This window comes from Flavobacterium sp. (genome assembly GCF_035456225.1).
GTDB lineage: Bacteria > Bacteroidota > Bacteroidia > Flavobacteriales > Flavobacteriaceae > Flavobacterium.
This window is the reverse complement of record NZ_DATIDM010000067.1, coordinates 1-12,540: the sequence shown is the minus strand read 5'-3', so window position 1 is coordinate 12,540 and position 12,540 is coordinate 1. Positions and strand designations below refer to the sequence as shown.

General features: G+C 37.8%; 15 protein-coding genes. 4 read left to right on the top strand and 11 right to left on the bottom strand.

All coding sequences use genetic code 11. From position 1 onward, the window contains the following. On the bottom strand, positions 1 to 346 hold a 346-nt coding region (locus VLB74_RS03955), incomplete at its 3' end, for a class I SAM-dependent methyltransferase (RefSeq protein WP_325202163.1). 75 nt (positions 347 to 421) lie between these two features. Continuing rightward, entirely contained in the window at positions 422 to 829 is a 408-nt protein-coding gene (locus VLB74_RS03950; RefSeq protein WP_325202162.1) for a hypothetical protein, read from the bottom strand. 619 nt (positions 830 to 1,448) lie between these two features. On the opposite strand from VLB74_RS03950, the gene VLB74_RS03945 reads away from it, so the two are divergent. Beyond that, positions 1,449 to 2,264, top strand: a complete 816-nt coding sequence (locus VLB74_RS03945) for a 2,3,4,5-tetrahydropyridine-2,6-dicarboxylate N-succinyltransferase (RefSeq protein WP_325202161.1) — start codon at positions 1,449 to 1,451, stop codon at positions 2,262 to 2,264. A gap of 226 nt (positions 2,265 to 2,490) precedes the next feature. Here VLB74_RS03945 and VLB74_RS03940 read toward each other — a convergent pair whose 3' ends face one another. Beyond that, positions 2,491 to 3,246, bottom strand: coding sequence for a lipopolysaccharide kinase InaA family protein (locus VLB74_RS03940; protein ID WP_325202160.1), 756 nt, complete (start codon positions 3,244 to 3,246; stop codon positions 2,491 to 2,493). Between the two features lie 63 nt (positions 3,247 to 3,309). Between VLB74_RS03940 and VLB74_RS03935 the strand changes: the two genes are divergently transcribed. After that, positions 3,310 to 4,371, top strand: coding sequence for a glycosyltransferase family 9 protein (locus VLB74_RS03935; protein WP_325202159.1), 1,062 nt, complete (start codon positions 3,310 to 3,312; stop codon positions 4,369 to 4,371). Positions 4,372 to 4,404: 33 nt separating this feature from the next. Here VLB74_RS03935 and VLB74_RS03930 read toward each other — a convergent pair whose 3' ends face one another. From VLB74_RS03930 to VLB74_RS03920, 3 genes are read right to left on the bottom strand one after another with little or no spacing between them, the layout of a single operon-like run. Further along, complete coding sequence (locus tag VLB74_RS03930; protein ID WP_325202158.1) at positions 4,405 to 5,349, bottom strand: NAD-dependent epimerase/dehydratase family protein; 945 nt, start codon at positions 5,347 to 5,349, stop codon at positions 4,405 to 4,407. After that, entirely contained in the window at positions 5,350 to 6,171 is an 822-nt protein-coding gene (locus tag VLB74_RS03925) for a glycosyltransferase family 2 protein (RefSeq protein ID WP_325202157.1), read from the bottom strand. Between the two features lie 41 nt (positions 6,172 to 6,212). Further along, a complete protein-coding gene (locus VLB74_RS03920; RefSeq protein WP_325202156.1) occupies positions 6,213 to 6,905 on the bottom strand; it encodes a glycosyltransferase family protein in 693 nt (230 codons plus the stop codon). Positions 6,906 to 6,958: 53 nt separating this feature from the next. Between VLB74_RS03920 and VLB74_RS03915 the strand changes: the two genes are divergently transcribed. Beyond that, a complete protein-coding gene (locus VLB74_RS03915) occupies positions 6,959 to 7,696 on the top strand; it encodes a glycosyltransferase family 2 protein (RefSeq protein ID WP_325202155.1) in 738 nt (245 codons plus the stop codon). Here VLB74_RS03915 and VLB74_RS03910 read toward each other — a convergent pair. Next, on the bottom strand, positions 7,688 to 8,398 hold the full coding sequence (locus VLB74_RS03910; protein ID WP_325202154.1) for a polysaccharide deacetylase family protein: 711 nt from the start codon (positions 8,396 to 8,398) through the stop codon (positions 7,688 to 7,690). The genes VLB74_RS03915 and VLB74_RS03910 overlap by 9 nt on opposite strands. An 80-nt stretch (positions 8,399 to 8,478) precedes the next feature. Between VLB74_RS03910 and VLB74_RS03905 the strand changes: the two genes are divergently transcribed. Next, positions 8,479 to 9,234, top strand: a complete 756-nt coding sequence (locus VLB74_RS03905; protein ID WP_325202153.1) for a glycosyltransferase family 2 protein — start codon at positions 8,479 to 8,481, stop codon at positions 9,232 to 9,234. A gap of 1 nt (position 9,235) precedes the next feature. On the opposite strand, the gene VLB74_RS03900 is transcribed toward VLB74_RS03905, so the two are convergent. From VLB74_RS03900 to VLB74_RS03885, 4 genes are all read right to left on the bottom strand, one after another. Next, on the bottom strand, positions 9,236 to 10,030 hold the full coding sequence (locus VLB74_RS03900; RefSeq protein ID WP_325202152.1) for a glycosyltransferase family 2 protein: 795 nt from the start codon (positions 10,028 to 10,030) through the stop codon (positions 9,236 to 9,238). Between the two features lies 1 nt (position 10,031). Next, complete coding sequence (locus VLB74_RS03895; RefSeq protein WP_325202151.1) at positions 10,032 to 10,931, bottom strand: hypothetical protein; 900 nt, start codon at positions 10,929 to 10,931, stop codon at positions 10,032 to 10,034. Next, positions 10,928 to 11,746 (bottom strand): glycosyltransferase family 2 protein, encoded by an 819-nt coding sequence (locus VLB74_RS03890; RefSeq protein ID WP_325202150.1) that lies wholly within the window; start codon positions 11,744 to 11,746, stop codon positions 10,928 to 10,930. The genes VLB74_RS03895 and VLB74_RS03890 overlap by 4 nt, the downstream gene beginning before the upstream one ends. Further along, positions 11,747 to 12,540 (bottom strand): GDP-L-fucose synthase family protein (locus tag VLB74_RS03885; RefSeq protein ID WP_325202149.1); only part of this gene is annotated, 794 nt, incomplete at its 5' end.

Here is a 12,540-nt window from a genome sequence, read left to right as displayed (position 1 = left end):
AGACCTCTTTATAAAAAGCGTCGAAATCGAACCAGTGGATGGCCTGTGCTACCGTGATTAAATCAAATTGAGCGGCTGTGAAATCGGTTTGTTCCGCAGGCATTTTTTTGTAGATGACATTCTGAATTTCAGGCGCCTGTTTCAGCTGATTTTCACTGATATCGGTACCGTAAACGGTTTGAAAAAACTCCGAAAGCCTTGATGCTACCTGCCCGTTGCCCGTCGCCACATCCAAGGCGGTGTTTTTATCTTTTACAAGAGAAACGACTTCCTGAAGCATCTCCTCCGGATAACGGGGACGGAATTGGGAATAACCGGTAGAGATTTCTGAAAAATAATCTTTCATGATGGTCCTTTTTGCTACAAGGTACGATATTTATTAACCACATAGAAACATAGTTTTTTAAGCTTATATTAGGTTTCAAACCCCATTAACCACGTCCTGAACTACATTATCCTGGTTTCGAACCGCATTATCCTGGTTGGGAACCTCATTATTCAGGTTGGGAACCTCATTATTCAGGTTTAGAACCACATTATCCTGGTTCTGAACCTCATTATTCAGGTTCGGAACCATGTTATTCAGGTTCGGAACCATGTTTTTCAGGTTCGGAACCATGTTATTCAGGTTCGGAACCATGTTATTCAGGTTCAGAACCATGTTATTCAGGTTAAGAACCATGTTATTCAGGTTCGGAACCATGTTATTCAGGTTAAGAACCATGTTATTCAGGTTCGGAACCATGTTATTCAGGTTCGGAACCATGTTATTCAGGTTCGGAACCATGTTATTCAGGTTCGGAACCATGTTATTCAGGTTCGGAACCACGATGAAAGATTACAAAAAGGCAAAAGGTTTCCTCCCTAGCCCCGATTGTAGTGGAAATCCTGACATTGTGAGATTGCCACGCAAGCTCGTAATGACAGATTACTTCACAAAGTATTATTGGATTTTTGTGTTCAGTGAATTTCATTTGGAACGGAAAGCGGGAACAAGGATAACAAATAAAACCCAAGCCATTGCTTCGCCAATTCGCTATCGCTCGGGTTGCTCCAAAAAATCCAAAAATGTTTCATTTAGACCAAAGAATTCATCACGGTAAATAATTTGCACACAGAATACACAGAAATTCGCAGATTTGCACAGATCATACTTCTTATAAAAATCCGTGCAAATCTGTAAAATCCGTTTAATCGGTGTTCTAAAAAACTGTTTCTTTCAAACCAACGAATTCATCTCCATAAATAAATTACACGCAGAATCTACAGATTTACGCAGATCATCCTTTTTATAAAAATCTGTGCAAATCTGTATAATTCGTTTAATCAGTGTTCTGTTTCCGGACTCTGGTTTAAAATTTAACATTCGGTATTTGCCTTGTGACTTTAGGACATTGATTTCCTACTTTTCGTCAAACCTCGTATCTTTGTCAAAAATTTATTTCAATATGAGTACTTTACAGACTATCATAGAACAAGCTTGGGAAAACAGAGCTTTATTACAGGAAGAAAGCACACAGAAAGCTATCAGAGAAGTTATCGAACTGTTGGATTCAGGGAAATTGCGCGTTGCAGAACCTGTTGAAGGCGGATGGCAGGTGAATGAATGGGTAAAGAAAGCGGTAGTAATGTACTTCCCTATACAGAAAATGGAAACTTGGGAAGCTGGAATTTTCGAATACCACGACAAAATGCTTTTAAAGCGTAATTATGCTGAAAAAGGTATCCGTGTGGTTCCTAATGCTGTTGCCCGTTATGGTTCTTACATTTCAAGCGGAGTGATTTTAATGCCGAGTTATGTGAACATCGGAGCTTATGTAGACGAAGGTACGATGGTAGACACATGGGCAACCGTGGGAAGCTGTGCTCAGATTGGTAAAAACGTACACTTGAGCGGTGGTGTTGGTATCGGTGGTGTATTGGAACCGTTACAGGCAGCTCCGGTAATCATTGAAGACGGTGCGTTCATCGGTTCGCGTTGTATCGTGGTGGAAGGCGTTCGCGTGGAAACGGAAGCGGTTTTAGGAGCGAACGTTTGTTTGACGGCCTCTACTAAAATCATCGACGTTACCGGTGATGAGCCTGTGGAAATGAAAGGAATCGTTCCGGCACGTTCGGTTGTAATCCCGGGAAGTTATACTAAGAAATTTGCTGCTGGTGAATATCAGGTTCCTTGCGCATTGATCATCGGAAAACGTAAACCTTCTACGGATTTGAAAACATCGCTGAACAATGCTTTGCGTGAATATGATGTAGCGGTTTAAGCAGTCGCAGTTGACAGTCGCAGTTGACAGTCGCAGTTGACAGTTTCAGTTTACAGTCGCAGTTTACAGTTTACAGTTTACAGTTTACAGTTTACAGTCGCAGTTGACAGTCGCAGTTGACAGTCGCAGTTGACAGTTTCAGTTGACAGTTTCAGTTGACAGTTTCAGTTGACAGTCGCAGTTTACAGATAAAAAAATCCGGAAATATTCCGGATTTTTTTATCTGTTATCTTTTCAGTTTTCGTTTTAACCATTTCTTTTTGGTGATTTTCCGCTTGAAATCCAATGTTTTTTCCAGAAGGATGGCGTGTAGTTTTTCTTCTGATTGATTGGTTAATTCGGCATATCTTTTCGCGATAACCCTTACCATGGTTTTGGAGAGCCACATCTTCTTGAAATTGTCCATTCGGGCTTCGATTGACATGGATTCGAATTTCATTCGGTTAAGATCGATCAGATAGAAATCGTATTTACCTGCTCCTTTTTTTACAATCAAAGTATTACCCGGTGAATGGTCGAGGAAATTCACATTAGCCTCGTGCATCTTGAACGTGAACTCGGCAAACTGTTCCAATATTATATTTCGTTCGGGAAATAACGGATCGTGGATCAGTTCCCGGATGGTAAAATCATAATCGATTTGTTGGCTTACATAATAACTGTCTCCGATTAAACCCAATCCGTTTCTTTTTTCAAGATAGGCTATCGGGAAAGGCGTCGAAATACCGTGCTCCATCAGATAATTGGCATAATCATACGAACGTTTGGCCTTTGTACTCCTAAAAAAAGAATAAATAATCGATTTAATAAAGCCGGGCTTCTTGAAGTATTTGATATTTACCTTTTTTTCACCCAACACATTTGATTTGATGGTATTACGGGCACCTTTCACAATAAGGTCTCCCTGGTCAAAAAAAGCCAGAACCAATTGCAGTACAGCGCTTTTTTGGGTTGTATATTTCGGATGGATGATAATTTTCACTGAGGTAAAATAATTTTGGTTTAAAAGTATAAAAAATAGTACTTTGCACCAAGAATTAGTTTTATGAAGAAAGTTTTAATCATACAAAACAAGCGAATCGGAGATGTTTTGATTGCCTCGGTTATTGCCAATAATTTCAAACGAAAATTTCCTGACAGCGAAGTGCATTTCATGGCGTATGATTTTACATTGGGGGTTTTACAGGAAAATCCGAATATCGACAAGGTGATTTCCATTAACGAAAAGGAACTGAAAGAAATTCCCAATCTTCTTAAACTGATTCGTCAAATCCGAAAAGAGAAATACGATATTATTTTCGATCCGTATTCCAAAACCCAAAGCCGTCTGATTTGCAAATTTTCCGGCGCCAGACAAACCATCGGACACAAAAGTCGGAAGAAATTCGGAAATTGGGGCTATTATACTCATCCGACAGAAGGCCTTAAGTCCTCCGATAAATTTTGTGGAAAAGCTATTGAAGACCGTGTACATCTTTTAGAATATGCCGGTGATTTTGAACCTATTGATTATGCGCCAAAACTATTTCTTTCTGAATCAGAAAAAAAAGAAGACTGGCTGGGGAAATACAAGGACAAAAAAGTAATTGTTTTAGGAGTTTTAGGCAGTACGCCACAAAAATCAATGCCCTATGAATATGTAGCTGAAATGGTGGATTTCATTGCTTCTCATTATGATGTTTACATTTTGTTTAATTACTCGCCACATCAAAAATCGGATGCCTTGAAAATTTATGAGATGTGCAAACACAAATCGAACATTATTCTTGATATCTATGCTCCTTCTATCCGTGATTTTGTAAAATTGATGAATCAGTGTGATGCATTGGTTGCTAATGAGGGAGGTACGGTTCACATTGCTAAAGCTTTGAATAAACCAACATTTACAATTTTTTCGCCGTATGTGAATAAATTGCATTGGGCAAGTTTTGAGGATGGCAAATTTCATCATTCCATCCACCTGTTGGATGTAAAACCGGATTTATATGATAATTTCACTTATGAAGAACGCAAAAAAATAGAAGAGGATCCAAGGGAATTGTATTTACAGCTTTCCCCGGATATTATTCTTTCCCAATTGGACGTTTTTCTGAAAAACAATCTATAAAAAAAGAGGCTGTCTAAAAAAACAGCCTCTTTTTTATTTCGTAAACTTTTCAAGGTACCAATCCACCTGTTTTTGCAAACCTTCTTTAAGTGTGGTTTTGGGTTCATAACCCAGCAATGTTCTTGCCTTATCTATAACCGCAGCGGTGCGTTGCTGGTCGCCTTTTCGAGGTGGTTTATGATCGATAATCAGCGATTTTCGCATGATGGCTTCTACTGCGTTAATACCTTCTTGAGTTGTATTTACTTCGTCTGTTCCTAAATTGATGATTTCCCCATTAACCTTATCTTCTTTGCCGATAATGCCAGCCAAACCACTCACTATATCTCCGACATACGTAAAACTTCTTTCGTGTTTTATGCTGCCTTCAAAAAGGGGAAATGGCTTATCATAATGCAGATTTTCAATCAATTTAGTGTATAATTTTTCCGGACGTTCGCGTGGTCCGTAAACCGAATACAAACGTACCGAACAAGCATTGAGTTTTCCGGTGCGCTGTAAACCCAAAACCAGTTGCTCTCCTGCCAATTTAGTTACACCGTAAAAAGATACGGGTTTTGCAGGTTCTGTTTCGTCTACAGTAGCTTCAATTCCATAAACGGATGAAGTGGCAATATTTACAAAGGATTTTAAGTCAGCATTGTGTTCCAATACGGCTTCCAACAGGTTTTGCGTCGCATAAATATTGTTATCAACATATTCCTGAAGTGAGGTATCTGCTGAAATACCCGGTTGCGCCGCTAAATGAAAAATATAATCATACGGCGTTTTGAATACGTCACTTAAATCTTCATTGAGGTTCTTTCTGAAAATACTAATGCCTTGCTTTTGCAAATCGGCTGCATTCATTTCTTTCAGTTTCACATCATAATAATCGTTAAAATTATCAATCCCCACAACATCATGTCCTAGGGATTTCAATTTTTCACACAAATGCGATGCGATAAAACCAGCCGCTCCGGTAACTAAGATTCTCATCTATTGCTTATCGTTTTTCTGGATTCCAAATGGGGTCCACTTGATTTTTTTCTGTCTCACTTCTTTTCGAATGGCAAGATTCGCTGCTAACGACTCGGGTGTCTTATACCCTCTTGCATGATCCAAATGTAAAACTACGGCTTTATGACGAATTTGCTTTCCTTTTACACCAAAATTTTCCAAACGCTCCCCGAATTCACGGTCAGGACCACCATATTTCATTCGTTCATCGTAACCATTAATTGCAATCATATCATCTCTGAATCCTGAAGAATTACAGTTATTAAACGACGGTGTAGTCGGCGAAATGGTATCCAAAACAAAACCTAAAAACTGGTTTGCTCCCAATTTAAGAATATTCGAAAAATCCAGAGTATCAATAGCTTTAAGCCATTTTACATCGAAACATTTTCCGCTGACAATATCATCTTTTGAAATATGCTTGCTGGTTTTCATTGTTAATTTACAATATCCTCCTGATAAAAACTTCCCTTTTTCAGCATACTTGGCATGAACCTCTACAAAATCTTTTCTCGGAATACAGTCACCATCAGTCATAATGATATATTCGTTAGCAGCCTCGACTATGGCTACGTTTAGAATTTCCTGACGGCGATATCCCAAATCCTCATGCCATAAATGGCGAACAGGAACGGGATAATTAGAAGCATATCGGTCAATCAACTCTTTGGTTGATGCTCTGGAACCGTCATCGGCTATGATTAGTTCAAAATCCTTATAGGTCTGAACACTATAACCAATAAGTACCTTTTCAAGCCATTCTTCGGCATTATATGTACTGACAATTACGGATATCTTCATTTTTTATCAAATTTCAATTCAAAAAATAATCATTTTATAAATCAAGGCTCACTTACTGCCTCTGTCTCCAACAATACCGTTGAAAACTTTATCTGTTTCGGCTTGCAACCCAATTCCACCAATAATTTGGTAATGTCCTTGTCTGTCCCGGATTTAACCGAAATACTTTCCAGGTCATTTCTCCATGCCGATGCATTATCAAAATGAAAGGTTGTATTGCCACACAAAATCCTATTCCATAAAGTAGCTTGCAATCCCTCCGAAAATCGGAATAAATTTGAAAATTGTGATTTACTGTTGTGCTGCTTAAGCCATTTCGGGTCAAAACAAACTCCGCTGTCCAGGGTTTCTCTGACAATATGCCGTGATACCGTTTCTTTTACGGGAATCGTTGATCCACTTAAAAAATAACCTTCTTCTCGGTATTTCATATGCTGTTCCACAAAATCATAACGTGGAATTGCCGATAAACCGGCAAACAGGAAATACTCGGTTGACGTTTTGGAAAATAGTTCCGGGGTAAGAATTGCAGAAGCGATTACAATCTTCGAAATAGGAAAAAAAAGCTCCTTCAAAAGTGTGTCAGGCAACTTCAATTTATCGTTATCTGATGCATTCAACATCAACAAAACCTCGAAATTACGATAGTTTTGAGCATTGTAGCCCAGCAAGACTTTTTCAAGATTCTCTAAAGAAGCGGAGCCCGTTAAAATTACTGAAACATTCTTTCGCATGATTGCGCAAAGGTAACCTAATTTTGCTAAATTTGTTGCTCCAATAACAAATAATGAGCACACTTTCGGTTATTATCCCTACTTACAACGAGATTGATTATATTGAAGATGCGGTGAAATCAGTGTATTTTGCCGATCAGATTATTGTTATCGACTCTTTCAGTACGGATGGAACCAAAGAGAAAGCATTATCCTTGGGTTGTACTGTTTTAGAACGAAAGTTTGACAACTTCTCCAATCAAAAAAACCATGCTATTAAAGAAGCGACCGGAGATTGGGTACTTTTTATTGACGGCGACGAACGTGTTACACCAAAACTTAAACTCGAAATCCTTGAAGTGATGGCTTCGGGGAAACACAGTGGTTATAAAATCAATTTCCCTCATTTCTACATGAATCGTTTTTTGTACCATAAAGTGGATCGCGTGGTGCGATTGGTAAAAAACAATAACATTCATTTTACAGGTGACGTACACGAAAAACTACATGTTCCGGGCAGTATAGGGCAATTGAAAAATTTCATGATCCATTATACTTACAAAGGCTTGTTTCATTTACTTCAGAAAAAAGACTCTTACGCTTGGTTTCAGGCGAATACTTCGATTCAAAAAAGAAAAAAAGTGACTTATTTCCACTTATTCTTCAAGCCTTTATACCGCTTTTTCTCTTCCTATATTTTAAAAAGAGGATTTATGGACGGAGTTCCGGGGTTGGCATTGGCAAGCGTTAATGCTTATGGTGTTTTTTCACGTTATGCAAAAATGCTCCTGATCCAGAAAGGCCTAAAATAATTTCAGTTTCCCGAAGCGCAGTTTCAGTTTGAATTTCAGCAGGCTATCTTCGCCTTTTACGTCAATCCGCATAATTTCAAACGGATTTTTAAACGGGAATCTGTTGATTTTATTACCTATCCTCAATCCCATTTTAATTTCATTATGTCGTAAAACCGATATAAATTTTGTCTTTGCCGGTTCGCGTTTAGGATAATTGCCGTACGGATAAGCCACGGCGCTGTACACTTTAAGGTTGTGTCCCTCAATAGATTTGAAACATTTTTCGAAATCGGCATTAATTTCCGATTCTGAAAGGGAGTCATATTTTTTATGCGCAAAAGAATGCAGGCCTAACTCGATGACTTCGGGAAGATTCCTTAATTGTTCGAAATTCATGATTTTCTCGTTACCATCATTCCAGATGTCAGTTTTACCGACATAAGCAAAAGGAACGAAAAATGTTGCTTTCAGATTGTACTTCTTCAATAAGGGCACCGCGTATAACAATTGGTTCTCTGTTACATCATCAAAGGTAATTACAATACTTTTTCTGGGCAATTGGCTTTTGGTTTCCAATTCTGACAAATGATACGACGCGTATTTTTTCTCCTTTAAATAACGAAATTGACCCTCTAATTTTTCAGCGGCAATGGTAAGTCCTTTACCATTTTTTTTATCCTCGGAAACGTTATGGTACATTAAAATCGGTAATCGTGTCATTTCGTTATTTTATATTAGTAAATAATTGTAAAATTATTACATTTGCCTCTATATACACCAAAAATACAACCCTAAATAATTTGAAACCAAAAATAACGGCATTAGCAATTACTTTAAACGAAGAAGAAAATGTAAAACAATACGTTGAAAGTTTGTCTTTTGCTGATGAAATTATTTTTGTCGACTCCAACAGTACGGACAAAACGGTTGACATTGCAAAAAGTCTTGGTGTAACTGTTATTCAAAGGGATTTTGATGATTTTTCCAATCAGCGTAATTTCGCTATCAGTCAGGCAAAAAACGACTGGATTGTATTTTTTGATTTGGATGAAATTGTCACCCCGAAACTGGAAAACGAAATTATTTCCGCGACAAGTTCAGAATCCGACTACGTAGCCTATTATGCCAAACGAAATTTCCATTTTATGGGAAAACATATTAAGTATGGCGGATGGCAATCTGATAAGGCAATCAGGGTTTTCAACAAAAATCATTGTCAGTATAACGGTAATCTTGTTCATGAAGCTGTTGCTGCCAACGGTAAGGTCGGTCTTCTAAAAGAAAGGGTCAATCACTTTAGCTACAAAAGCCTGGACAATTACAACAATAAACTCAATTTGTACAGCAAACTTCAGGCAGAAACTCTTTATCTGAAAAACAAAAAACCTAACGCATACCACTTTTTCATACGACCGAAGTACCGTTTTGTCTGGCAGTATTTCTATCGTTTAGGAATTTTAGACGGTAAGGAAGGTTTCGTTTTAGCTTATGTACATGCCTTTTCCGTTTTCAAAAGGTACCTGCAATTGTGGATGATGTACCGAAAACTGGAATAGTTCATTTAAGGTATTTATCGACCCCGTTATTTATCCAAACTATTTTATTGGCAATAACTTCGTTTTGCATTTCATCATTTTTTTCAAAATTGGCTCTCGAATTGATTTTATGATGAATATGAAAAACGATACCGGCATAACGAAGTCTTTTAGCTTTTACTCCTTTATTACCCATTCTGATAACCAAATCGGAATCTTCTCTGCCCCAGCCTTCATAATCCTCATTATAACCATTGATTTCGATAAAATCTTTTCTCCAGAAAGAAACATTACATCCTCTGAATTTATCGGAATAAGATTGACGAACCTTATAAAAAGAAGCCAAAAAAGGAATATGAAGCGCTCTGGATTTATTCTTGATTTCCTTTGAAAAATAGCCAAAAGAAACCATTTCTTTTTCCAATACCTCGTTCACAGCGTCCGGAAGAATATTAACACGGGCCCCATATAAATAAGCCTCTTTTACCCGTGCTTTTATATGATCTTCCACGAACTTTTCGTGCATGATGCAGTCGCCATCGACCTGAATAATATAATCAACATCGGTTCCTGCCACGGCCTGGTTTAAGATTCTCGATTTTCGGAAACCTAAATCTTCCTGCCAAAAATGTTTGATGGGCACCGGGCTTTTTTGCTGATAGGACGCTATCAGATCCTTTGTTTCTTCCTTCGAACCATCGTCAGCAATAAGAATTTCATCCGGCATAACGGATTGTGACATGGCGCTTTTAAGCACAACATTAAGTGCTGCCGGCCAGTTGTAAGTCGAAATTAATAAAGCTGTCTTTTGCTTCATATTATAAATCGAAATAAGATTCGAAAACGGGTTTTTTCTTTTTGAACAAATGCTTAAACCATTGACCAAAATTCCTGAAAAACAATTTAGTTGCAGGAATTGTTAATGTTTCATCTTTCTCGACTATTTTCTTGATCTCAAAAAGATCGTTGGACGGGAAAAAACCAACCGAAGGCCATGTATCGGCATCAAGATAAAAGACATCTTTCAGGTCCTTATAATTTTGTGCGTTGGCCATTTTCCATTTATCCAAAAACGTATCGTTTATTTCATGTTTGTGGCCCCAGTTTGCTAATTTCACTTTCAGATCTTCCTCTGTACGAGCCAATCCTTCATGCAAGACTAACGAATTGAAATATACTATTCTCGATTTGGTATTTTTAGCGTATTTATAGTTGGGATAATTAGTTGCCACCAAAAATTTGGAAGGCTTATCGATATACAAAATACCTTCCGGAAGATATTTATAAACGTTGACATGAAAAGCAGCAAACTGAATCGGGTTTTGAGCCGGGTTTTTCAAATAGGAATCGTACTTCCTGAGATTGGTCACAAATGATTTAAAATCGATAAAAATCTCATCGGAATCGATTTGAACCAGCCAGTTTCCGAGGCCCATTTTATTTCCAAGCATGTGACGCTCGCGAGTGTCGTTCTGGATGGCATTCAGCTCCGGTACGTAAAAATCATCGGCGTAAATTTCGATTTTCTTATCAACATCGAATGCTTTAAGCCAATCAAAAAAATCATCCGGAATTGAGAATTTATTCCCGGACCATGTTCTGTATTCCTTATCTACGGCCAAAAAAATAGTATCCGCCTGATCATAAACCGGAGGGATTGATTTCTTGAGCAATTCGTAATCATACGATAATAAAAACCCTACTTGTATTTTTTTCATTTTTTCATTTTTGGAATAAACAGTAACAGGACACTGATGGTACTTTTTAAAATTTTCCAGGCAACCGGAAAATTCTTGATATGAAACACCTGTTGTACACGTTTTGAATTCAGTTCGGCTACCTCCTTATAGTCTTGCACAAACAACGGAAAGTACATTTTCATAGTAGCTTCTTTTTCCTGAATTATGGTATTTCTGCTTTTTTCAGACGAAGAAATACCTGTAAAATCATATTCGCTGATGGTGCAGTTCAAATATTTATACGGAACATTTTGTTTACAGATAGTATAGATGAAAAAATCCCAATCGGCTACAATTTTATAATTCTCTTTGTATAAGAAATGGTCAAAAAACAACTTTCTTCTTATGAAAGTAGACTGATGATTTAACGAACTGGTATAGAAAAAAGAGAACGACAATTGTTCAGGATAGGTTTTCTTACGCTTTGCGCTGTCTTTCACCTTATAATTATCGCCGTAATAAATATCATATTCCGGCACCAGCATTTTCTCGACATTTTCAAGTACTTGAGTGTCGTAAAACAAATCGCCGCCATTCATAAAGAGTACAAACTCTCCACTGGCCGCATTTATCCCTTTGTTCATTGCGCTGTAAACCCCTTTGTCCGGTTCGCTTACCCAATGGTCAATTTTATCGGCGTAACTTTCAATAAGTTCTTTACTTCCGTCGTTGCTTCCACCGTCAATAACAATATATTCAAAATCCTTAAGGGTTTGAGACGTTACACTCTTAAGTGTTTTCTCCAAACCGGCTTTATCGTTATAATTAACTGATATTACTGATATTTTTGTCATTTAGCTCAAAAATTTTTCCTCGTAAACAGCTTCGATACCGTCTTTTAATTCGATCGAATACTTCCAGCCCAAATCGTTCAGCTTGTTTACATCCATTAATTTTCTCGGTGTTCCATCCGGTTTTGTAGTATCAAATATAATTTCGCCCTCAAAACCAACAATATCTTTCACCAAAAACGCTAAATCACGGATACTGATTTCTTTTCCGGATCCAATGTTTACAAATCCTTTTTCATTGTAATGCTGCATCAGAAAAACGCAGGCATCCGCCATATCCGTGGCATGAAGAAACTCTCTTAATGGAGTTCCTGTTCCCCAAACGGTCACTTCAGATGCATTGCTGTGCTTTGCCTCGTGAAATTTACGCAATAAGGCGGGCAATACATGGGAATTATTTAAATCGTAATTATCATTTAAACCGTACAAATTTGTAGGCATCACCGAGATAAAATTGCAACCGTACTGATCACGGTAGGCATCACACATTTTTATTCCGGCAATTTTAGCTATGGCGTAAGGTTCATTGGTTTCTTCCAGCAAACCTGTCAACAGGTAATCTTCTTTTAAAGGTTGCGGCGCCAATTTTGGATAAATACAAGACGACCCCAAGAACATCAGCTTTTTCACTCCATTTTCAAAACTCTGATGAATCACATTATTTTGAATCATCATGTTTTCGTAGATAAAATCTGCCCTGTATGTATTATTTGCAACAATTCCGCCTACTTTAGCGGCTGCAAGAAACACATACTCCGGCTTTTCGGCTTCAAAAAAATCGGCAACCGCTTTTTGAT